The organism is Brenneria roseae subsp. roseae (genome assembly GCF_003115845.1).
Lineage (GTDB): Bacteria > Pseudomonadota > Gammaproteobacteria > Enterobacterales > Enterobacteriaceae > Brenneria > Brenneria roseae.
This window is the reverse complement of sequence record NZ_KZ819043.1, coordinates 1-23,874: the sequence shown is the minus strand read 5'-3', so window position 1 is coordinate 23,874 and position 23,874 is coordinate 1. Positions and strand designations below refer to the sequence as shown.

The 23,874-nt window shown below is 52.4% G+C and carries 20 protein-coding genes and 1 riboswitch; of the genes, 8 read left to right on the top strand and 12 right to left on the bottom strand.

Annotation, left to right across the window (positions count from 1 at the left end; translation table 11 throughout):
* Window positions 1-14: 14 nt before the first annotated feature.
* Window positions 15-830, bottom strand: a complete 816-nt coding sequence (gene nudC, locus DDT52_RS20175) for an NAD(+) diphosphatase (RefSeq protein ID WP_136157931.1) — start codon at window positions 828-830, stop codon at window positions 15-17.
* A gap of 109 nt (window positions 831-939) precedes the next feature.
* On the opposite strand from nudC, the gene rsd reads away from it, so the two are divergent.
* From rsd to thiH, 7 genes are all read left to right on the top strand, one after another.
* Window positions 940-1,401 carry a sigma D regulator gene (gene rsd / locus DDT52_RS20170; RefSeq protein ID WP_136157930.1) on the top strand — a complete coding sequence of 154 codons (462 nt, stop codon included), beginning with the start codon at window positions 940-942 and terminating at the stop codon, window positions 1,399-1,401.
* Window positions 1,402-1,541: 140 nt separating this feature from the next.
* Window positions 1,542-1,682: riboswitch (TPP riboswitch) on the top strand.
* Between the two features lie 115 nt (window positions 1,683-1,797).
* Complete coding sequence (gene thiC, locus DDT52_RS20165) at window positions 1,798-3,744, top strand: phosphomethylpyrimidine synthase ThiC (protein ID WP_136157929.1); 1,947 nt, start codon at window positions 1,798-1,800, stop codon at window positions 3,742-3,744.
* Entirely contained in the window at window positions 3,741-4,415 is a 675-nt protein-coding gene (gene thiE, locus DDT52_RS20160) for a thiamine phosphate synthase (RefSeq protein WP_136157928.1), read from the top strand. Before thiC ends, thiE begins: the two co-directional genes overlap by 4 nt.
* Complete coding sequence (locus DDT52_RS20155) at window positions 4,408-5,187, top strand: HesA/MoeB/ThiF family protein (protein ID WP_136157927.1); 780 nt, start codon at window positions 4,408-4,410, stop codon at window positions 5,185-5,187. The genes thiE and DDT52_RS20155 overlap by 8 nt, the downstream gene beginning before the upstream one ends.
* A complete protein-coding gene (gene thiS / locus DDT52_RS20150) occupies window positions 5,184-5,384 on the top strand; it encodes a sulfur carrier protein ThiS (RefSeq protein WP_136157926.1) in 201 nt (66 codons plus the stop codon). Before DDT52_RS20155 ends, thiS begins: the two co-directional genes overlap by 4 nt.
* Window position 5,385: 1 nt before the next feature.
* A complete protein-coding gene (locus DDT52_RS20145) occupies window positions 5,386-6,168 on the top strand; it encodes a thiazole synthase (RefSeq protein WP_136157925.1) in 783 nt (260 codons plus the stop codon).
* Window positions 6,168-7,298 (top strand): 2-iminoacetate synthase ThiH, encoded by a 1,131-nt coding sequence (thiH, locus tag DDT52_RS20140; protein ID WP_136157937.1) that lies wholly within the window; start codon window positions 6,168-6,170, stop codon window positions 7,296-7,298. The genes DDT52_RS20145 and thiH overlap by 1 nt, the downstream gene beginning before the upstream one ends.
* Window positions 7,299-7,585: 287 nt before the next feature.
* Here the strand turns inward: thiH and DDT52_RS20135 are convergent, their stop codons facing one another.
* Window positions 7,586-9,061 (bottom strand): aminotransferase-like domain-containing protein, encoded by a 1,476-nt coding sequence (locus DDT52_RS20135; RefSeq protein ID WP_136157924.1) that lies wholly within the window; start codon window positions 9,059-9,061, stop codon window positions 7,586-7,588.
* Window positions 9,062-9,104: 43 nt separating this feature from the next.
* Here DDT52_RS20135 and DDT52_RS21525 point away from each other — a divergent pair, with 43 nt between their 5' ends.
* On the top strand, window positions 9,105-9,425 hold the full coding sequence (locus tag DDT52_RS21525) for a DUF1127 domain-containing protein (RefSeq protein WP_425591569.1): 321 nt from the start codon (window positions 9,105-9,107) through the stop codon (window positions 9,423-9,425).
* Between the two features lie 72 nt (window positions 9,426-9,497).
* Here the strand turns inward: DDT52_RS21525 and shiA are convergent, their stop codons facing one another.
* The 10 genes from shiA to DDT52_RS20075 form a co-directional block, all read right to left on the bottom strand.
* Window positions 9,498-10,886 carry a shikimate transporter gene (gene shiA / locus DDT52_RS20125; RefSeq protein ID WP_136157922.1) on the bottom strand — a complete coding sequence of 463 codons (1,389 nt, stop codon included), beginning with the start codon at window positions 10,884-10,886 and terminating at the stop codon, window positions 9,498-9,500.
* 198 nt (window positions 10,887-11,084) lie between these two features.
* Complete coding sequence (gene rpoC, locus DDT52_RS20120; protein ID WP_136157921.1) at window positions 11,085-15,308, bottom strand: DNA-directed RNA polymerase subunit beta'; 4,224 nt, start codon at window positions 15,306-15,308, stop codon at window positions 11,085-11,087.
* A 107-nt stretch (window positions 15,309-15,415) separates the two neighbouring features.
* A complete protein-coding gene (gene rpoB / locus DDT52_RS20115) occupies window positions 15,416-19,444 on the bottom strand; it encodes a DNA-directed RNA polymerase subunit beta (RefSeq protein ID WP_136157920.1) in 4,029 nt (1,342 codons plus the stop codon).
* 327 nt (window positions 19,445-19,771) lie between these two features.
* Window positions 19,772-20,137, bottom strand: coding sequence for a 50S ribosomal protein L7/L12 (rplL, locus tag DDT52_RS20110; protein WP_034898574.1), 366 nt, complete (start codon window positions 20,135-20,137; stop codon window positions 19,772-19,774).
* 66 nt (window positions 20,138-20,203) lie between these two features.
* Window positions 20,204-20,701 (bottom strand): 50S ribosomal protein L10, encoded by a 498-nt coding sequence (gene rplJ / locus DDT52_RS20105; RefSeq protein ID WP_048636585.1) that lies wholly within the window; start codon window positions 20,699-20,701, stop codon window positions 20,204-20,206.
* 331 nt (window positions 20,702-21,032) lie between these two features.
* Entirely contained in the window at window positions 21,033-21,737 is a 705-nt protein-coding gene (gene rplA, locus DDT52_RS20100) for a 50S ribosomal protein L1 (protein ID WP_048636586.1), read from the bottom strand.
* A 3-nt stretch (window positions 21,738-21,740) separates the two neighbouring features.
* Window positions 21,741-22,169, bottom strand: a complete 429-nt coding sequence (gene rplK, locus DDT52_RS20095; protein ID WP_136157919.1) for a 50S ribosomal protein L11 — start codon at window positions 22,167-22,169, stop codon at window positions 21,741-21,743.
* A 160-nt stretch (window positions 22,170-22,329) separates the two neighbouring features.
* Window positions 22,330-22,875 (bottom strand): transcription termination/antitermination protein NusG, encoded by a 546-nt coding sequence (nusG, locus tag DDT52_RS20090; RefSeq protein ID WP_109491411.1) that lies wholly within the window; start codon window positions 22,873-22,875, stop codon window positions 22,330-22,332.
* A gap of 1 nt (window position 22,876) precedes the next feature.
* Window positions 22,877-23,260: a preprotein translocase subunit SecE gene (gene secE / locus DDT52_RS20085; protein WP_109491410.1), complete on the bottom strand. Its 384-nt coding sequence runs from the start codon at window positions 23,258-23,260 to the stop codon at window positions 22,877-22,879.
* A gap of 240 nt (window positions 23,261-23,500) precedes the next feature.
* On the bottom strand, window positions 23,501-23,874 hold a 374-nt coding region (locus DDT52_RS20075), incomplete at its 5' end, for an EF-Tu C-terminal domain-related protein (protein WP_486599212.1).

Genomic DNA, 23,874 nt, shown 5'->3' with positions numbered 1-23,874 from the left:
GATGCTTAACGTAGTCACTTATCATTATCCGGGTGAATGGTAACATGCTCGCTACGGTTCTCATCCCAGGCGCGGCACAACACGACCGTATCCTCGATTAGACGACGAGCCACCGTGCCTGGCGGAGGTAAAAGCGGTAACCGATCATATCGGAACCAGGCGGCGTCACGTAACTCTTTCGGGTCGTGCTTAATGTCACCCCCCGCATAATCAGCCATGAACGCCATCATCAGAGAATGAGGAAAGGGCCAGGGTTGAGAGCTGATATAGCGCAGGTTCTTAATCTGAATCTGACTCTCTTCCATCACCTCACGCGCCACCGTCTGCTCCAGCGTTTCGCCCACTTCGACAAAACCAGCCAGTACCGTGTACATATTGCCGCGATGGCGATGGTGTTGCGCCAGCAGAATTTCATCACCACGACGGATCGCCACAATGATACAGGGCGCGATCTGTGGATAATAACGTTCCCTGCAATGGTGACACAGGCACGCCAGTTCGGTTTTACTCAGCACCATTTCATGGCCGCAGTAACCGCAAAAGCGATGGGAACGATAAAACTCGGCCAGTTGTACACCGCGCCCCGCCAGTTGGAATAATCCCACTTCCTGATCGATGAGTTGGCGGACGGATGTCATCGCTTGATTTTTGCTCTGGCAAACCAACCATACGGGCAGACCTTGCCATTCACCGATTCTACGCCCGGTCGCGCCCTGCAATGACCAGGACGATGCCGTTCCCTGCGGCAATTCTCCCTGAGGAAGCCAGATCTGCCCTGCGTCACTGACAATCCACCAGCCAATCTCATCACCTTTTAACGTCTGTTCCATATCTTTTTATTGCTCCACTCTCACTTCACTGGCATTTTACATTCTGAGTGATGACATAAGTTTTATAACTAACATTTCAGTTATTTCTTACCGTTCACGGAGTCCAACAATGCTAAACCAGTTACAAAGCCTGACTGAATACGTTGGTGGCAATAATGCGTTAATCGACCAGTGGCTACAAGCGCGCAAGCAGCTTCTGGTCGCGTACTATCATCTGGTTGGCATCAAGCCCAATAAAGACACACTCTCGCTTCTGGATGAAGAAGCATTGGATAATTTTTGTCATAATCTGGTGGATTATCTTTCGGCCGGCCATTTTCATGTCTACGAAAAGATGTTGCATGAAGCCGCAATCCTCAGTGAACAAAAACTTGCCCGTTCGGCGCAGCTTGAGCTCGCGTTACAAAACAACACTCAGCACATTATGGAATTTTACGACAGCCATTTGGCGGCCGCGATCGATCATGATAACTGCCTCGAATTTCAGCAGGCGCTTTCCAGCGTTGGCGAGGCTTTGGCTGAACGTTTTACGCAGGAAGACGCCATGATCCGGCTGATTTTTGATAATTAGCCTTGTTTTTACTGGCGATAGCCTCGACGACGATTCATGAAAGACGTGATGCTTCCCGCTGATACGCTCGACGCTCTTTGACATGACCGCGTCATCATCATAAAGTGTCAGCGTTTTAATCAGCCCGTTTAACGAACGGGCTAATCTTGTCGGAGTGCCTAGGTCGTTTTGGTTTCTTCCATTTGGGAAGCGATTCAAACGAACAGGCTGAGACCGTTAATTCGGGATCCGCGGAACCTGATCGGGTTAATACCTGCGAAGGGAACAAGAGTAATTCGTCTCATTGAGTCATAGACAGCGTTTTTACACACGTCCCTCTATGCAACTTGATACCCATTATTACTCCCTCCGTCTCCAGACAAGCAATTTTCCCTTTATGTCTTACAGGAACTTGCTATGTCTACAGAACCATTATTAAAACCATCCAAACCTGGCCGTCGTGAGCAACGTGCCGCCGCGCAACAATTCATTGATACGTTGCAGGGCATGGCGTTTCCCAATTCGCGGCGTATTTACCTGACCGGTTCACGCGAAGATATCCGCGTACCGATGCGTGAAATCCAACTGAGTCCGACATTAGTCGGTGGCAGCAAGGATACACCGCAATATGAACCGAACGAGCCTATCCCTGTTTATGATACTGCCGGTCCTTACGGAGACCCAACGTCACGCCCTGATGTACGGGTTGGGCTGGAAAAAATCAGAGCAGGCTGGATCGCCGGACGTCACGATACCGAAGCGCTGTCTGGCGTCAGTTCTGATTTTACCCAGCAGCGCCTTGCGGATGCCGGTCTGGATCACCTGCGCTTCGAGCATTTGCCACGCCCTCTGCGCGCCCAAGCCGGGAAGTGCGTCACCCAGTTGCATTACGCTCGTCAGGGCATCATTACGCCGGAAATGGAGTTTATCGCGATCCGTGAAAATATGGGCCGCGAACGGATTCGTGGCGATGTACTGCGCCAGCAGCATCCGGGACAAAGCTTTGGCGCGCATTTATCCGAGAACATCACACCGGAATTTGTCCGGCAGGAAGTCGCCGCCGGACGAGCCATCATTCCCGCGAATATTAACCACCCTGAATCGGAACCGATGATTATTGGCCGTAACTTTCTGGTGAAGGTTAATGCCAATATTGGCAACTCAGCGGTCACCTCTTCCATCGAGGAAGAAGTGGAGAAACTGGTGTGGTCAACCCGCTGGGGCGCGGATACCGTGATGGATCTGTCCACCGGCCGGTATATTCACGAAACCCGCGAATGGATCCTGCGCAACAGCCCGGTGCCCATCGGAACCGTGCCGATCTATCAGGCGCTGGAGAAAGTGAACGGCATAGCGGAAAACCTGAACTGGGACATGTTCCGCGATACGCTGCTGGAACAGGCGGAACAGGGCGTCGATTACTTCACCATTCATGCCGGCGTGCTACTGCGCTATGTTCCCATGACCGCCAAACGCCTGACCGGCATCGTGTCCCGCGGCGGTTCCATCATGGCCAAATGGTGCCTGTCGCACCACAAAGAAAGTTTCCTGTATGAACACTTCCGTGAAATCTGCGAAATCTGCGCCGCCTATGACGTCGCGCTGTCGCTGGGAGACGGATTGCGCCCGGGTTCCATTCAGGATGCCAACGATGAAGCGCAGTTCGCCGAACTACACACGCTGGGAGAACTGACCAGGATCGCCTGGGAATATGATGTACAGGTGATGATCGAAGGCCCCGGCCATGTGCCGATGCAGATGATCCGCCGCAACATGACTGAGGAACTGGAGCACTGCCACGAAGCGCCGTTCTATACGCTCGGTCCACTGACCACCGATATCGCACCGGGTTACGATCATTTTACGTCCGGTATCGGCGCGGCGATGATCGGCTGGTTTGGCTGCGCCATGTTATGTTACGTCACCCCGAAAGAGCACCTCGGTTTACCCAACAAGGAAGACGTTAAACAGGGGCTGATTACCTACAAGATCGCCGCTCATGCCGCCGACCTTGCCAAAGGGCATCCGGGGGCGCAAATCCGCGACAACGCCATGTCAAAAGCGCGTTTCGAATTCCGCTGGGAAGATCAGTTCAATCTGGCGCTGGATCCCGAAACCGCTCGCGCCTATCACGATGAAACCCTGCCGCAGGAGTCCGGTAAAGTCGCCCATTTCTGTTCCATGTGCGGACCCAAGTTCTGCTCCATGAAAATTTCACAGGAAGTGCGTGACTACGCCGCGAAACAGGAGGCCGAGGCCAAACCCATTGAAATCGGCATGGCGCAGATGTCTCAGGAATTCCGTTCCCGCGGCAGTGAGCTATACCACAGCGCCGCCAGCCTGCAAACGGAGGAAAACAAATGACCCCGGAACCTATCGCCTCACCACAAGCCGCAACTCCGTTTCCGCCGACAGCGCAACAGCTGGGTCTTTACCCGGTGGTGGACAGCGTGGAATGGATTGAACGTTTACTTAGCATCGGCGTAAAAACGATTCAACTACGGATTAAAGATCTGCCCGATGAGCAGGTTGAAGACGATATCATTCAGGCGATCGCATTAGGCCGTCATTATCAGGCCCGGCTGTTTATCAATGATTACTGGCAGTTGGCGATCAAACATCAGGCCTATGGCGTTCATCTGGGGCAGGAAGATCTGGACACAGCCGATCTAACCGCCATCAAACAGGCGGGACTACGCCTCGGCCTCTCCACCCATGACGATCGCGAACTGGCACGCGCTATTGCCGTGAATCCATCTTACATTGCGCTGGGACACATTTTCCCAACGCAAACGAAAGCCATGCCCTCTTCACCACAGGGGCTTACCGAACTGGCCAGACACATTGCTGACCTGCAAGGTCGATTCCCAACCGTCGCTATTGGGGGAATCAGCATCGATAAAGTCCCCGCGGTATTAGCCACAGGCGTCGGCAGTATTGCTGTTGTCAGCGCAATCACGCAGGCTCCGGACTGGCGTCAGGCTACCGCAACACTGCTCAACATGATCGAAGGGCGGGAGGTGGGAGATGTCTGATAATCATAAGACCAAACACGGCAGCCTGAGCGATCGGGAATTCCTGCGCTACAGCCGCCAATTGCTGCTGGAAGATATTGGTCCCGAAGGGCAGGAAAAACTCAGATCCAGCAGCGTATTGCTGGTCGGATTGGGAGGGCTAGGCGCGCCGGCATCGCTGTATCTGGCTGCCGCGGGCATCGGCACGCTGTTGCTGGCTGACGGAGACACGCTGCATATCAGTAACCTGCAACGGCAGATTCTCTATCGCACCCGCGATACCGATAAGCCTAAAGCCATGCTGGCACAGCAGCAGTTGCAGGCATTGAATCCTCAGACGGAATACATCGCGCTAACCGAAAAGCTGACAGGCTCAGCCTTGCACAAGGCGGTCAGTAAAGCCGATCTGGTTCTGGATTGCAGCGACAATATGGAAACGCGTCACGCCATTAACGCCGCCTGCATTAAAGCAAACAAACCATTAATCAACGGCAGCGCTGTCGGCTTCAGCGGACAGCTACTGGTTCTGACGCCGCCCTATCAACATGGTTGTTATGCCTGCCTGTATCCCGATGCCACCGAACCACAACGCAACTGCCGTACTGCCGGTGTTCTTGGTCCGGTCGTCGGCGTCATCGGCACGCTCCAGGCGCTGGAAGCCATCAAACTATTGGCAGGATTACCCTCCGCGCTGAACGGTAAACTTCGTCTGTTTGATGGCAAACGGCAGAGCTGGAATACCCTCCAGCTGACGCGAGCCAGGCACTGCCCGATATGCGGAGCGGCGACATGAAAATCACGCTCAATGACGAGACGCTCGAGCTCGATAAGGCTATTACCGTCGATGCCCTGCTGACCAGGCTCAACCGTCAGCAACCCGGTATCGCCTTGGCGATCAACCAAACCATTATCCCGCGCGACGCCTGGTCTCAGCATCAGGTTCAGGACGGTGATGATATTTTGCTTTTTCAGGCAATCGCGGGAGGATGACATGCTGCACATTGCCGATACCACATTCACATCCCGGCTGCTCACCGGCACCGGAAAATTTGCTACACCAGATATCATGCTGGCCGCGTTACAGGCGTCAGGCTCACAGTTGGTGACCATGGCCATGAAGCGCGTTGATTTAAAAAGCGGAAATGACGGCATTCTCGCGCCGCTGCGACAACTCGGCATCAAACTGTTGCCAAACACCTCAGGCGCCAAAACGGCTGATGAGGCGATCTTTGCGGCCCGACTGGCACGCGAAGCTTTGGGGACACACTGGGTGAAGCTGGAAATTCACCCTGATATGAAATACTTACTCCCCGATCCGATTGAAACCCTGAAAGCCGCCGAACAGTTGGTCAAAGAGGGGTTTGTTGTGTTGCCCTACTGCGGCGCCGACCCGGTACTTTGTAAACGGCTGGAAGAAGCGGGATGTGCCGCCGTGATGCCGCTGGGTGCGCCAATTGGCTCCAATCAGGGACTGCAAACCCGCGATTTTCTCCGCATCATCATTGAACAAGCACGGGTACCGGTTGTGGTTGACGCTGGCATAGGCGCCCCCAGTCATGCCACCGAAGCGCTTGAAATGGGGGCGGATGCGGTATTGGTCAATACCGCCATCGCGGTAGCACGCGATCCGGTCAGCATGGCAAAAGCGTTCAGAATGGCGGTGGAAACCGGGGAGTTGGCCAATCAGGCCGGACTGGGCAGTAAACAGTTTATCGCCAGCGCCACCAGCCCGTTAACCGGATTTCTGCGCCAGCAAACTGAAGAGGTGGAATGATGGGAAGCGATTTTCAGCACATCTGGGAGCAGCTCGAGTGGGACGATCTTACGCTGCGTATCAACAGCAAAACCTCACGCGAGGTTGAACGTGCGCTCGGTGCGCAGCGCCTGACGCGAGAAGACTTCATGGCGCTGCTTTCCCCAGCCGCCAGCCGTTATCTGGAACCGCTGGCGCAACGCGCACAGCAGTTGACCCGCCAACGGTTCGGTAATACGGTCAGTTTTTATGTACCGCTTTATCTTTCCAACCTGTGCTCAAATGATTGTACTTATTGTGGTTTTTCAATGAGTAATCATATCAAGCGGAAAACGCTGGACGAGGCGGAGATCCTGCGTGAGTGCGCAGCCATCAAGGAAATGGGGTTCGATCATCTGTTGCTGGTCACCGGAGAACACCAGCGTAAAGTAGGAATGGATTATTTTCGCCGCGTTTTCCCACTTATTCGCCCACACTTCAGTTCACTGATGATTGAAGTCCAGCCGCTGTCACAGGAAGAATATGCCGAACTGAAAACGCTGGGACTGGATGGCGTTATGGTCTATCAGGAAACCTATCACCCGGCGACCTACCAATTACATCACCTGAGGGGACAAAAACAGGATTTTCACTGGCGGCTTGCCACACCGGATCGCCTCGGGCGGGCGGGGATCGATAAGATCGGGCTGGGCGCGCTGATTGGCCTTTCCGATAGCTGGCGAACGGACTGCTACATGGTAGCGGAGCACCTGCTGCACCTGCAACAGACTTACTGGCAGAGCCGCTATTCCATCTCGTTCCCACGTTTACGTCCCTGCGCCGGTGGTATCGAACCCGCATCTCTGATGGATGAAGCACAGCTAATGCAGGTAATTTGTGCTTTCAGGCTGCTGTCGCCAGACATCGAACTGTCTCTCTCTACTCGTGAATCGCCTTTTTTTCGCGATCACGCTATCCCTATTGCGATCAACAACGTCAGCGCGTTCTCCAAAACCCAGCCGGGAGGTTACGCAGACGATCACCTCGAGCTGGAACAGTTTTCACCACACGACGGTCGCCGTCCGGAAGAAGTGGCGCAGGCGATTATCCGGGCAGGGCTACAGCCCGTCTGGAAAGATTGGGATGGTTATTTGGGAAGAAGATCGCAATAAAGCGTCAAGATGCGGCAACGAAAGCATCTTTCAGGATAGCGCCTCGCGGTATGGCACATTGCTCATCGTCAATTGATGCGGCGGAGCATATATTATCCATCGCTGGCAACGTCCCATCATTGTTCAGGATTTGCCAGCCAGAGGCGTTTGCCACTCATCGGCTCTGCATATCACACAGCCGATACAGGTTTTATCCTTACCTGTATCGGCTCTTCCCTGTCTGTAGTGACTTGGGGGATGAAGTCTATATTCGGTTTCAAGACTATCCGGTTTCAAGACACCCGGTTTCAAGACACCCGGTTTTGCCCCGGCTTAACCGGACTTTCCACACAGCAATCGTCAGCTCCATGATCATTGAACATTTTCGCCACGGCCTCGCCAACTATGCGCAGCCCCTGCGCCGTTTCCTGCGTGAACGGCAAGGCGTAATTGAGCCGTATGCAGTTACGATATTTACCAGCGGCGGAAAACAGCGATCCCGCCGCAATCTGAATCCCCGCCTTCTTCACCTCACGGTTAAGGCGTAGAGAATCAAAATGTTCCGGCAGTTCAATCCACATCAGAAAACCACCCTGCGGACGACTGACGCAGATCCCGCAGGGGAAATACTCGCGCACATGACAGGTAAACACATCCAGATTCGCCTTATACTGCATGCGCATTCGCCGCAGATGGGGTTGATAGTGCCCTTGACTGATAAACTCGGCGACAGCCAGTTGCGTGTGGGTGACGGTATAACCAGTGCTGATGTACTTCATGTGCAGCACCCGTTCCAGATAACGTCCCGGAGCTACCCAGCCAACACGCAGACCCGGCGCAATGGTTTTAGAAAAAGAGCTGCACAGCAGTACCCGACCATCGTCATCGAATGACTTGACGGTTCTGGGACGTGGATAGTCGTAGACCAGCTCACCATAGGCATCATCCTCAATAATCGCCAGATCAAACTGCTGTGCCAGCGTGATCAACGCCTGTTTATACTCATCGGGCATGCAGAACCCCAGCGGATTATTGCAGGTCGGCACCAGCATCAACGCCTTGATCGGCCACTGCTCCAGCGCCAGCCTAAGCGCATCCAGACTGATCCCGGAGATCGGGCAGGTTGGGATCTCTATCACTTTGATCCCCAAACCACGCAGCAGTTGTAACGTGCCGGGAAACGTCGGCGACTCAACGGCAACGATATCACCCGATTCGCAAATCGCTCGCACCGCGACAAACAGCGCTTCCTGACAGCCCGTCGTAATAACGATATCATCTCTGGTCAGTTGGCAGCCGCTATCCAGCGCCAGACGCGCAACCTGTTCGCGTAACTCACTGGCACCATACATATTGCCGTAGCTCAGCACGCGCTCATCCTGACGCTGACAAAAGCGGCTCATGAGCTTCCACAAGGGCTTGACCGACGACGGACTGATATCCGGCGTGCCACTGCCAAAGTTGAACGCGTTGTTATCCAGACAGGAATTAAACAGTTCCAGCACTGATTCCCACTGGGTGATTTCAACTGGGCGCTGAACCGGACGAGTCAATGCAGGGATCGGCGGCGCGGCCTTGCGCGGCGCAACGAAATAACCCGAACGTGGCTGCGGCATAATAAGCCGACGCGTTTCCAGCAGATGGTAAGCCTGTTGTACCGTGCTGATACTCACGCCATGCTCCGAACTCAATGCACGAACGGACGGCAGACGCTCACCGCTACGGTATAAACCCTGTTCGATTCGCTGCTCCAGCAGCGCGGCAAGATGTTGATAGCGCGTCATCAGTATCATTTCCCACGATCATAAATATCAATAACCAGTACAGATGAGAGAAAAAATCATCATTCAGATGCACTATCACACAATCTGTATGTTAAAAAAAGGTATTTTTTGCATCTGTATTGAATATGACATCCCCCGCATTATAACGCTCAGACATCAGGCAAAGGGGGAAAGTATGAAATTTCATGAGAACCGAGCGCAAAAGTCGTTCAGCCAATCACCAGTCTGGCTCATGCTTATTTTGCCGTACCGCCGGTGGAAAGCATGGCAACTCAGGAATCAAACACGGAAGATTCTGCGAAACATGAGCAATGACAGGCTGGAGGATATTGGACTGACGCGTAAAGACATCGATCGTTTGTAGCAGATGAGTAGATGGGTAGCGGGCCGATACGGGGCAAAGCGTCTCGTATCGGCTCATGTTAATGAAGTACAGTCAATCCGCAGCCGATGGCTTCATATGTGATCCAACAATCGCCGACAGCAGGCAACCTATAGCCAGATAGGCGGCGACAGCATGCCAGGAACCATCCATGAACTCCACCAGCAATACCGCGATAAACGGTGTAAAACCCCCGCCGACCACGCTTGCCACCTGATAACCAACCCCGGCACCGCTATAACGGTACGCCGTACCAAACAGTTCGGTAAACATCGGCTGCTGCACACTGACGATCATATCGTGGGCAACGTTGGCGAGCATAATCGCGAAAAACAGGATCCACAGGCTGGCATGCGCCTCCAGTGCCATAAAGAAAGGCCATGCGCTGAGCGCGCCAATCATGGCGCCGGTAACATAGATCCTGCGCCGCCCGAAGCTATCGGCAAGGCGAGCGAAACAGGGAATAGTTAAACAGCTGATACCCCCGACCAATAAACCAATATTAAGGAATAACTCCCGCGACATTCCCAAATTGGCGGTAGAGTAATTGAGCGCAAACGCCGTGACGATATACATCGTCAATAGCTCCCCCAGCCGCAAAGCAATAATCAGCAAAAATGCCTTGGGGTGCTGGCGCAGCGCCTCAATAATTGGGAACGAACGGATTTTATCGGTTCTTTCCTGCAATTTCTTGTTAGCCTCGAACTCCTGGGATTCGTCCATCCCGGCACGGATCCACCATGCTACCGCAACCAGCACCACGCTGAATAAAAACGGCAGGCGCCAGCCCCAGTTCATAAACTCCGCATTTGTCGTATGGTGGCTGACCAGCGAAATGGATCCTGTCGCCAACAACAGCCCCACGCCATAACCAACCTGGACGCCACTGCTGTAAAATGCTTTTTTCTTTTTCGGCGCGTTCTCAACAGCCAGCAAAGCCGCACCGCCCCACTCGCCACCCACCGCGAATCCCTGAATGGCACGCAGCGCCACCAGCAATACAGGCGCCCACCAGCCAATCGAATCAAAAGACGGTAACAGACCAATCAATGCCGTAGAGATCCCCATCATCCAGACAGTAATCAACAGCATTCGTTTGCGGCCCAGTTTGTCGCCAAAGTGGCCAAACACCATTCCCCCCAACGGGCGGAACAGGAAACCAACGCCGAACGTGCCAAAGGCCGCCAGCGTGCCCATCGTCGGGCTGATTAGTGGGAAAAATTCCGTATTAAATACAAGAGCGGCAACTATTCCGTACAGTAAAAAATCATACCAATCAACGACCGCGCCAATAAAACTCCCCCAGGCAGCACGACGTGCCCGGCATTGAGAATGGCTTGTTGACTGGATCTGTGATACGGAATCGCCGTTTACAGAGACATCATTATTGATTGATAACGCGTTGTCATTCTGTGTAAGTACTGACGTTGTTGAGGTGTTCATGTCTATCTCGTTCTTTTTACTTTACACTACTGTACACCAAAAAATTTCAGGATGAAATTTTTAACGTTGCGAAGCAACGGCCCTTAGGGTGGCGGCCAAGGATGGTCTACCGTAAAAAAAAGCCCCGACCTTAACAGCCGGGGCTTTTATACATTAACCATCTGACAATCGGTTAATCAAACATCGGAAATGCATGACTTATTCGTCGTCACTATTACCGAAACCGGCGTTCAACAGTTCAGCCAGGTTGGCAGACGCTTCATCCGCACTCACCTGAGGCACGACTGGCGCTTCACCTGCCTGACGGCGACGCATACGATCCTGGTGATACGCATAACCGGTACCAGCCGGAATCAGACGGCCCACGATCACGTTTTCTTTCAGGCCACGCAGTTCATCACGTTTACCGGCAACGGCCGCTTCAGTAAGAACGCGCGTGGTTTCCTGGAACGAAGCCGCGGAAATGAAGGACTCGGTCGCCAGAGACGCTTTGGTGATACCCAGCAGATCGCGGCTGTAAGTTGCCGGGATCTTGCCATCCGCTTCCAACTGACGGTTGGCAATCTTGACGCGGGATACTTCCGCCTGCTCGCCTTCCAAGAATTCCGTGCTGCCGGCGTTAACGATGGTGCCTTTACGCAACATCTGACGAACGATAACTTCAATGTGTTTATCGTTAATCTTAACGCCCTGCAAACGGTAAACTTCCTGAACTTCGTTGGTGATGTAACGCGTTACCGCATGTACGCCACGCAGACGGAGGATATCGTGCGGAGATTCCGGACCATCGGAAACCACGTCACCACGTTCGACACGTTCGCCTTCAAATACGTTGAGCTGACGCCATTTCGGAATCATCTCTTCGTAAGCATCGCTACCATCCAGCGGAGAAATTACCAGACGGCGTTTGCCTTTGGTTTCTTTACCGAAGGAAATGATACCGCTGATCTCGGCCAGAATTGCCGGCTCTTTCGGACGACGCGCTTCGAACAGGTCGGCAACGCGCGGCAGACCACCGGTAATATCCTTGGTACCGCCGGATTCCTGAGGAATACGCGCCAACGTATCACCCGCGCTGATCTTCACGCCATCTTCCAACTGCACAATCGCCTTACCCGGCAGGAAGTATTGAGCAGGCATATCGGTACCTGGGATCAATACATCTTCACCTTTGTCATCAACGATTTTCAGTGCCGGACGCAGGTCTTTACCGCTACCGGTACGCTCTGCGCTATCCAGCACCACGATAGAAGACAAACCGGTCAGTTCATCGGTCTGACGAGTAATGGTCTGGCCGTCGATCATATCCGTGAAGCGAATGCTGCCGCTCACTTCGGTGATAACAGGCATGGTATGCGGATCCCAGTTCGCAACAGTGTCGCCACCGTTAACTTCTGAACCATCACCCTTCGCCATTACCGCGCCGTAAGGCACTTTGTAGCTTTCTTTGGTACGGCCGAATTCGTCGATCAGCTTCAGTTCGGTATTACGTGACGTAATAACCAGTTTACCGTTGCTGTTAACCACGAACTTGGCATTGTTCAGTTTCAGGCTACCTTTGTTTTTCACCTGAATGCTGGACTCAGCCGCCGCACGCGATGCCGCACCACCGATGTGGAAGGTACGCATGGTTAACTGTGTACCCGGCTCACCGATAGACTGGGCCGCGATAACGCCGATGGCTTCACCTTTGTTAATCAGGTGACCACGAGCCAGGTCGCGACCGTAGCACTTGGCACACACGCCGAAGTCAGTTTCACAGCTTACGACGGAACGTACTTTAACGGCGTCAACGGAATTCTCTTCCAACAGATCACACCACTGCTCGTTCAACAGCGTGTTACGTGGAACCAGAATATCCGCCGTACCCGGTTTGAGGACGTCTTCCGCCGCCACACGACCCAGTACGCGTTCACGCAGCGGCTCTTTAACATCGCCACCCTCGATAACCGGGGTCATCATGATACCTTCATGAGTACCGCAATCGTCTTCGGTCACCACCAGATCCTGCGCCACGTCAACCAAACGACGGGTCAGATAACCGGAGTTCGCGGTTTTCAGTGCGGTATCCGCCAGACCTTTACGCGCGCCGTGGGTCGAGATGAAGTACTGGAGTACGTCCAGACCTTCACGGAAGTTAGCGGTAATCGGCGTTTCGATGATGGAGCCGTCCGGCTTCGCCATCAGACCACGCATCCCCGCCAGCTGACGAATCTGTGCCGCAGAACCACGCGCACCGGAGTCGGCCATCATAAAGATGCTGTTGAAAGAAACCTGCTGCTCAACCACGCCATCACGGTTAACCACATCCTCAACGGACAGGTTTTCCATCATCGCCTTGGCAACACGCTCATTCGCCGCAGCCCAGATATCGATAACTTTGTTATAGCGTTCGCCAACGGTGACCAGACCAGACTGGAACTGCTCCTGAATCTCGGCAACTTCGGTTTCCGCTTCTTCGATAATCTCTGCTTTCTTCGCTGGGATAACCATGTCATCGATACCGACCGAGGCACCAGAACGCGCCGCGTAAGCAAAACCGGTGTACATGATCTGGTCAGCAAAGATAACCGTCGGTTTCAGACCCAAAATGCGGTAACAGGTGTTCAGCATTTTGGAGATCGCTTTTTTACCCAGCGGCTGGTTAACGATGGAATACGGCAGACCTTTAGGCACGATCATCCACAGGATGGCGCGACCGATTGTCGTATCGATAATCGTCGTCTGATGCGTTGATTCGCCTTCGGTGTTTTTGATCTCTTCCGTAATACGCACTTTAACGCGCGCATGCAGAGAGGCCAGACCGGCGCGGTAAACGCGTTCAGCTTCTTTCGGACCCGTCAATACCATGCCTTCGCCTTTGGCGTTAACACAGTCGCGAGTCATGTAATACAGACCCAATACCACGTCCTGAGAAGGAACGATGATAGGCTCGCCGTTCGCCGGTGACAGGATGTTGTTGGTAGACATCATCAGCGCACGCGCTTCCAACTGGGCTTCCAGCGTCAACGGTACGTGAACGGCCATCTGGTCGCCGTCGAAGTCGGCGTTATAGGCCGCACAAACCAGCGGATGCAGCTGGATGGCTTTACCTTCGATCAGAACCGGTTCAAACGCCTGAATACCCAAACGGTGCAGCGTCGGCGCACGGTTCAGCAATACCGGGTGTTCGCGGATAACTTCGTCCAGGATATCCCAAACGACCGCTTCTTCACGTTCAACCATTTTCTTGGCGGCTTTGATGGTGGTGGCAAGGCCACGCAATTCCAGCTTGCCGTAGATGAACGGTTTGAACAGCTCCAGCGCCATTTTCTTCGGCAGACCGCACTGATGCAGACGCAGGTACGGACCAACGGTGATAACGGAACGACCGGAGTAGTCGACGCGTTTACCCAGCAGGTTCTGACGGAAACGTCCCTGCTTACCTTTGATCATGTCAGCCAGCGATTTCAGCGGACGCTTGTTGGAACCGGTGATGGCACGACCGCGACGGCCGTTATCCAGCAACGCATCCACCGCTTCCTGCAACATACGTTTTTCGTTACGCACGATGATGTCAGGCGCGGCCAGATCCAGCAGGCGTTTCAGACGGTTGTTACGGTTGATCACGCGACGATACAGATCGTTCAGATCCGACGTGGCGAAACGACCGCCGTCCAGCGGAACCAGCGGACGCAGATCCGGCGGCAGCACCGGCAACACGGTCAGGATCATCCACTCTGGCTTGTTGCCGGACTGAACGAACGCTTCCAGCAGCTTGATACGCTTGGTCAGCTTTTTGCGTTTGGTTTCAGAGTTGGTTTCATTCAACTCTTCGCGCAGCTGTTCGCACTCCTGCTCCAGATCCATGTTTTTCAACAGGGCCTGAATCGCTTCGGCGCCCATCTTGGCATCAAACTCATCACCAAACTCTTCCAGCGCGTCCAGATACTGCTCTTCAGTCAGGATCTGACGGCGTTCCAGATTGGTCATACCGCCTTCAATCACAACATAAGATTCGAAGTACAGTACACGTTCGATATCACGCAGTGGCATGTCCAGCAGCAAACCGATACGGGACGGCAGCGATTTCAGGAACCAAATATGCGCAGTCGGAGAAGCCAGTTCAATGTGGCCCATACGCTCACGGCGTACTTTGGTCTGGGTCACTTCAACGCCGCACTTCTCACAAATGACACCGCGGTGTTTCAGACGCTTATACTTACCGCACAAGCATTCATAGTCTTTCACCGGCCCAAAGATACGGGCGCAGAAAAGGCCGTCACGTTCAGGTTTGAACGTACGGTAGTTAATGGTTTCTGGTTTTTTAACTTCACCAAAAGACCACGAACGGATCATGTCTGGCGAAGCCAGAGCAATTTTGATCGCATCAAACTCTTCGGTTTTAGTTTGCGCTTTCAGAAACTTTAATAAGTCTTTCACGGATTGGCTCCTGTCGGAGTTAGACCTGTCAGGCACCTGAACCATGCCGTTAAAAAACAAAGTTCAGGTGCCCCTATGACGAATACCAGCAATACAGCGGGCTGGAATTACTCTTCTTCCAGCTCGATGTTGATACCCAGCGAGCGGATCTCTTTCAACAGTACGTTGAAGGATTCCGGCATGCCCGGTTCCATCTGATGATTGCCATCCACGATGTTCTTATACATCTTGGTACGGCCGTTCACGTCATCAGACTTAACGGTCAACATTTCCTGCAAGGTATAAGCTGCACCATAAGCTTCCAGCGCCCACACTTCCATCTCACCGAAGCGTTGGCCACCGAACTGAGCCTTACCACCCAGCGGCTGCTGAGTAACCAGGCTGTAAGAACCAGTAGAACGAGCGTGCATTTTGTCGTCGACCAGGTGGTTCAGCTTCAGCATGTACATGTAGCCCACAGTAACCTGACGTTCAAATTGCTCACCGGTACGTCCATCGTACAGGGTAATCTGACCGGAGGTCGGGATACCGCCCATCTGCAACAGTTCCTTGATTTCTTTCTCTTTTGCACCGTCGAATACCGGCGTTGCAATCGGCATACCTTTCTTCAGGTTTTCCGCCAGACGCATAACTTCTTCGTCAGAGAAAGTGCTCAGGTCAACTTTTTGACGCACATCGTCGCCCAGATCGTAAGCTTTCTGGATAAATTCGCGCAGTTTGGTCACTTCTTCGTGCTGCTTGAGCATGGCGTTAATCTTGTCGCCGATGCCTTTGGCAGCCATACCCAGGTGGGTTTCCAGAATCTGACCGATGTTCATACGTGAAGGTACGCCCAGCGGGTTCAGTACGATATCGACCGGCACGCCGTTCTCATCGTAAGGCATATCTTCGATCGGGTTGATCTTGGAGATAACACCTTTGTTCCCGTGACGACCCGCCATCTTGTCACCCGGTTGGATCTGACGTTTAACGGCCAGATAAACCTTAACGATTTTCAGCACGCCCGGTGCCAGATCATCGCCCTGAGTGATTTTACGGCGCTTGGCTTCGAGTTTTTTCTCAAACTCGTGCTTCAGCTCATCATACTGTTCCGCCAGCTGTTCCAACTGATTCTGTTTCTCTTCATCAGTCAGACCCAGTTCCAACCAGCGCTCGCGCGGTAATTTGTCCAGTTTATCCGCTTCTACGCCGCCAGAAACCAGCACAGCGTGAATACGAGCAAACAAACCCGCTTCCAGAATCTGCAATTCTTCAGTCAGGTCTTTCTTCGCCTGCTTAAGCTGCATTTCTTCGATTTCCAACGCACGTTTGTCTTTTTCCACGCCGTCGCGGGTAAAGACCTGTACATCGATAACCGTACCGGAAACACCGTTTGGTACGCGCAGAGAAGAGTCTTTAACATCAGACGCCTTCTCACCGAAGATCGCACGCAGCAGTTTCTCTTCCGGCGTCAGTTGGGTTTCGCCTTTCGGGGTTACCTTACCAACCAGAATGTCGCCACCGGTCACTTCCGCACCGATATAAACGATACCGGACTCATCCAGCTTGGAAAGCGCCGCTTCACCCACGTTCGGGATATCCGCGGTAATTTCCTCAGGCCCCAGCTTGGTGTCACGAGACACACAGGCCAGTTCCTGGATATGAATGGTGGTGAAGCGATCTTCCTGAACCACACGCTCGGAAACGAGGATGGAGTCTTCGAAGTTGTAGCCGTTCCACGGCATGAACGCCACGCGCATGTTCTGACCCAGCGCCAGTTCACCCAGATCGGTGGACGGACCATCAGCCAGCACGTCGCCACGCTCAACCGGTTCACCCAGAGACACGCACGGCATCTGGCTGATGCAGGTGTTCTGGTTGGAGCGGGTATATTTAGTCAGGTTATAGATGTCGATCCCGGCTTCGCCCGGATACATCTCATCGTCATTCACTCGAATCACGATACGTGAAGCATCAACGTACTGTACCGTACCACCGCGTTTTGCTACGGCTGTTACACCGGAGTCAACCGCAACGGCTCGTTCCATACCGGTACCAACCAGCGGCTTGTCAGCACGCAGAGTAGGCACGGCCTGACGTTGCATGTTCGCACCCATCAATGCACGGTTGGCGTCATCGTGTTCCAGGAATGGAATCAGTGAAGCACCAACGGATACCACCTGCTGAGTGGATACGTCCATGTATTCAACCTGATCGCGGCTGAACAAGCTGGACTCGCCTTTGCTACGGCAGGTAACCAGTTCATCGATGAAACGACCTTCTTCATCAAGATTGGTGTTCGCCTGAGCGATAACGAAATTGCCTTCTTCAATCGCTGACAGGTAATGGATCTCATCCGTTACCACGTTGTCACGCACGCGACGATACGGGGTTTCAAGGAAGCCGTATTCGTTGGTTTGTGCATAAACAGACAGAGAGTTGATCAGGCCGATGTTCGGACCTTCCGGCGTTTCGATAGGACATACGCGACCATAGTGAGTCGGGTGTACGTCTCGAACCTCAAAGCCAGCACGCTCACGGGTCAAACCACCCGGGCCCAATGCAGAGATACGACGTTTATGCGTAATCTCGGACAGCGGGTTGTTCTGATCCATAAACTGCGACAGCTGGCTTGAACCAAAGAACTCTTTGACCGCGGCCGAAATCGGCTTGGCATTGATCATGTCCTGAGGCATCAGCGTGTCGAGATCGCCCAGAGAAAGACGCTCTTTCACTGCACGTTCTACACGGACCAGACCAACACGGAACTGGTTTTCTGCCATTTCGCCAACGGAACGAATACGACGGTTGCCGAGGTGATCGATATCGTCCACTTCGCCTTTACCGTTACGGATACCAATGAGCTTTTTCATCACTTCAATGATGTCTTCTTTGCTCAGAATACCCGAACCTTCGATCTCTTCGCGCAGCAGAGAACGGTTGAACTTCATCCGGCCGACCGCAGACAAATCATAGCGGTCTTCGGAGAAGAACAGGTTCTCGAACAGCGTTTCCGCGGCTTCACGTGTCGGCGGCTCGCCAGGACGCATCATGCGGTAAATCTCAACCAACGAGCTCAAACGATCGCTAGACGGATCCACTCGCAGGGTTTCCGAGATATACGGGCCATGATCCAGATCATTGGTGAACAATGTTTCAATGCGTTTGTGACCGGATTGGCTCAGCTTCGCCAGCAGATCCAGTGACAGCTCCATATTGGCTGCACCGATCAGTTCGCCAGTACTTTCATCGATATAATCTTTGGAAAGCACTTTGCCAACAATGTATTCAATCGGAACTTCAATACGCTCAATGCCGTCTTTCTCTAACTGACGGATATGACGAGCGGTGATACGGCGGCCTTTTTCAATGTAGACCTTGCCGTTTGCTTCGATATCAAAGGAAGCGGTTTCACCACGCAGACGCTCAGGCACCAGATCCATCTGCAATTTATTGCCATTGATTTCGTAGACAATTTTATCGAAGAAAAGATCGAGAATCTGTTCGGTGGAGTAACCCAGCGCGCGCAGAATAATGGTCGCAGGCAGTTTGCGGCGACGGTCAATACGGACAAACAGGTTATCCTTCGGATCGAACTCAAAATCCAGCCAGGAACCACGGTAAGGAATAATACGTGCGTTATACAGCACCTTACCTGAAGAATGGGTTTTACCTTTGTCGCTATCGAAGAATACACCCGGACTACGGTGCAACTGAGAAACGATAACACGCTCAGTCCCGTTAATCACAAAGGTGCCGTTGTCGGTCATGAGCGGAATTTCGCCCATGTAAACTTCTTGTTCTTTGATGTCTTTAACGGTGCCTTCAGGCGCTTCACGTTCGTATATCACCAGACGTAATTTTACGCGCAGCGGCGCAGAAAACGTCACGCCACGGATCTGACATTCTTTAACGTCAAATACCGGCTCACCCAGGCGATAGCTAACGTATTGCAGCTCTGAATTACCGCTATAGCTTTGTATGGGGAAAACAGAACGGAATGCAGCTTCCAAACCGTACTGACCTTCCGGATCTTGCTCGATAAACTTCTGGAACGAGTCAAGCTGGATAGAAAGGAGATAAGGTATGTCCAAAACCTGTGGACGTTTACCAAAATCCTTACGAATGCGTTTTTTCTCGGTATAGGAGTAAACCATAGGGTTCCTCAGCTAGCTGACAAGTCGAACCACTCTGTCCGTCCTAACTAGGACAGTTCATGCAACACTATTTATGTTGGTCGGAAAATGAAGAACTTTCCGTAATACATCTTTCTATTACTCTTAAACCATTTCATTGCTCTTGCTCAGGCAGGGAACCCACGCAGGGAAGCAGTATATTAAGTCGTCAATAGAAAAAGATATTAGGGGAAATCAATGGCTAAACAGTGTGAAACCCCATTGATGCCCTACAGCGCAAAAAGGCTGGTGACTAAAAAGTCACCAGCCATCAGCCTAATAAATCAGGCTGCAATCTGAAAGGTTGGCTTATTTAACTTCAACTTCTGCGCCAGCTTCTTCCAGTGCTTTCTTCAGAGCTTCAGCGTCGTCTTTGCTGATGCCTTCTTTCAGAGCGGCCGGAGCGGATTCAACCAGATCTTTGGCTTCTTTCAGGCCCAGACCCGTTGCGCCACGAACGGCTTTGATTACGGCAACTTTGTTAGCGCCGATAGCTTTCAGCACAACGTCGAACTCAGTTTTTTCTTCAGCAGCTTCAGCCGGGCCAGCAGCAACAGCTACAGCAGCGGCAGCAGAAACACCGAATTTTTCTTCCATAGCGGAAACCAGTTCAACAACATCCATTACAGACATAGCTGCTACTGCTTCCAGAATTTGATCTTTAGTGATAGACATAACAATTGTTCCTAAGAATCAGAAATAGTTTATACGTTAGCAAGTGCGGTAGAGAAAAAAGAGCAATTAAGCCGCTTCTTTCTGATCGCGTACGGCTGCCAGAGTGCGGACCAGTTTGCCTGCTGCGGCTTCTTTCATGGTCGACATCAGACGTGCCAGTGCTTCTTCGTAAGTCGGCAGCGTTGCCAGACGGTCAATTTGAGCCGCCGGGATCAGCTCACCTTCAAAGGCTGCAGCTTTGACCTCGAATTTTGCATTCGCTTTCGCGAATTCTTTGAACAGACGAGCAGCAGCGCCCGGGTGTTCTAAAGAGTATGCAATCAGGGTCGGACCAACAAACGTGTCTTTCAGGCACTCAAAAGAGGTCCCTTCAACAGCACGACGCAACAGGGTGTTACGAACAACACGCATGTAAACGCCAGCTTCACGACCTGCTTTACGCAGTTCAGTCATTTTATCTACGGTAACGCCACGGGAATCCGCAACAACCGCAGACAGCGCACCTTTGGCTACTTCGCTGACTTCAGCAACAATCGCTTGTTTGTCTTGAAGATTTAATGCCATTAGCTTTTGCTCCTGGATTTAGCCGGAGGAAACCTCCGGAACTCACTTCACTTATCGCCAAAACGGAGGTAAGCGTTGAAACACGGTGAGCAGAATCCAGCAAAGACTATTCTTTAACTATTTTTTATAAATAATAAAAGAAAAAATGTTCTTCAGGCTCTGTCACCGTCTACGCAGGAAGATTAAGTCTCTTGCAAGACACCTGCGGTCTTGGACGGAGGCCTGGATAGGCCAGGCTCCAACCGAAAATTCTTCTTTAATTCCGCTAACGGAACAACGGGCGTAAGATTATAGGTAAATCCCACGCCCGAGTAAAGCGAAACAAAAGCTATCAGACCGCTACTGCGTTCAGACCGCTCTGGTCAACCGCAACACCTGCACCCATAGTGGTAGACAGGCTGACTTTCTTGATGTACACGCCTTTCGCCTGAGAAGGTTTGGCTTTTTTCAGCGCAACCAGCAGAGCTTCCAGGTTTTCTTTCAGTTTATCAGCGTCGAAATCAACCTTACCGATAGTGGTATGGATGATGCCGTTTTTGTCGTTACGATAACGGACCTGACCTGCTTTGGCGTTTTTAACCGCTTCAGCAACGTTCGGCGTTACAGTACCCACTTTTGGGTTTGGCATCAGGCCGCGAGGACCCAGAACCTGACCTAATTGGCCAACAACGCGCATGGCATCAGGAGATGCGATAACAACGTCAAAGTTCATTTCGCCTTTCTTAATCTGATCGGCCAGATCTTCCATACCTACCAGTTCAGCGCCGGCAGCTTTCGCCGCTTCAGCGTTTGCACCCTGGGTAAAGACGGCAACGCGAACAGAACGACCGGTGCCGTGCGGCAGAACGGTAGCACCGCGAACGTTTTGGTCAGATTTACGTGCGTCGATGCCGAGGTTAACGGCAACATCTACACTTTCAACAAACTTAGCAGTGGCCAGCTCTTTGAGCAGAGCAACGGCTTCGTTGATGTCATACTGTTTAGTTGCATCAACTTTTTCACGGATCACGCGCATGCGCTTGGTCAGCTTAGCCATTTATTAATCCTCCACTACCAGGCCCATGGAACGAGCAGTACCTTCGATGGAACGCGCCATGGCTTCCACGTCGGCACCAGTCATGTCCGCAGCTTTGGTTTCTGCGATTTCACGAACCTGAGCACTCGTTACTTTACCTACTTTGTCTTTGTTCGGCTTGCCGGAACCAGACTTGATACCAGCCGCTTTCTTCAGCAGAACTGCTGCCGGAGGCGTTTTGGTAACGAAGGTGAAAGAACGGTCAGAGTAAACGGTAATAACAACCGGAATCGGCAGGCCTTTTTCAATGCTTTCAGTTTTAGCATTGAACGCCTTACAGAATTCCATGATGTTTACACCTTGCTGACCCAGAGCCGGACCTACCGGTGGACTCGGGTTAGCCATACCAGCTGCAACCTGCAGCTTGACATAGGCTTGTACTTTCTTGGCCATTTAAACATTCCTCGAATGGGTAATAGCGCCTCGTAAAAGGCTCCCCGTGGTTTTATTACGTTTCAGGCGCCACCAGGCGCCTGAAAAACAAAAGGCGCGAAATTATAGATTAACTTCGCGCCAGAGGCAAGCAGCTATCAAAATAGCCGTGGTCGATAAATCAGCCTTTTTCGACTTGGCTGAAGTCCAGTTCGACAGGGGTCGCGCGGCCAAAGATAGAGACCGACACTTTCAGGCGGCTCTTCTCGTAATCCACTTCTTCGACCACACCGTTAAAGTCGGCAAACGGGCCATCATTAACACGAACCATTTCACCAGGCTCAAACAGCGTTTTCGGACGGGGTTTATCACCCACCTGCTGAAGGCGATTCATAATCGCATCCACTTCCTTATCGCTAATCGGCGCGGGACGGTCAGACGTGCCGCCGATGAACCCCATAACACGAGGAACACTGCGAACCAGATGCCAACTGGCATCTTCCATCACCATCTGCACTAATACATAACCAGGGAAGAATTTACGTTCGCTTTTACGACGCTGGCCACCACGGATTTCAACCACCTCTTCGGTTGGCACCATGACTTCACCAAACAGTTCTTCCATGTTATGGAGCTTGATGTGCTCACGCAACGATTGAGCTACGCGACCTTCAAAACCGGAAAACGCCTGAACGACGTACCAACGTTTTTTTGGGGCTTCAGACATCTTAGAACCTCAGGCCAGTGATAAACGAGACCAAACGGACCAGAATACCATCCAGCCCCCACAAAATCAGTGACATCACGGCAGTAACCGCGGCAACGATTAACGTGGTATGTAACGTTTCCTGACGAGTCGGCCAAATCACTTTACGTACTTCGGTACGAGCTTCACGGGCAAACGTTACTGTTGCTTTGCCTTTCGTGGTCAGCAGTGCCACGCCACCGGCTGCAGCGATCAGGACAACAACAGCTAATGCTCGCAGGGGCAGATTAAATTCGCGGTAGTAATAGTTGCCGACAATCGCAACTACCAGCAGGACAGCCACTACCAGCCATTTAATCGCTTCCAGGCCACGCCCGCTCCCCTGAGCTTCGGTATTCGCACTCATAAACCAACCTGTCACAATGATTCAGACAAATAACTTTACCCCGCAATGCAGGGCAAACCAAACCGAAAGATGTTCTGTAAAACGAATAATAATTCGGTATTTACGCCGTATCTACAGAGCCCATCTCACCAATGATTATACCTCACAATCGCTGATGAGATAGGTTCTACTATGACAGCGTAGAAAAAGGGCATCAAATGATGCCCTTTTATCGCGTGTCGCGTCAAACGTTATCAGCGATTAAGCGATAACTTTAGCAACAACGCCCGCACCAACGGTACGACCGCCTTCACGGATAGCGAAACGCAAACCGTCGTCCATCGCGATTGGGGCAATCAGATTTACCACCATCTTGATGTTGTCGCCCGGCATGACCATCTCTACGCCTTCCGGCAGTTCGATGGTACCGGTCACGTCAGTGGTACGGAAGTAGAACTGCGGACGGTAGCCTTTGAAGAACGGCGTATGACGGCCGCCTTCATCCTTGCTCAGGATATACACTTCTGATTCGAACTGGGTATGCGGCTTGATTGAACCCGGTTTAGCCAGGACCTGACCACGTTCAACGTCATCACGTTTGGTACCGCGCAGCAGAACGCCCACGTTCTCACCCG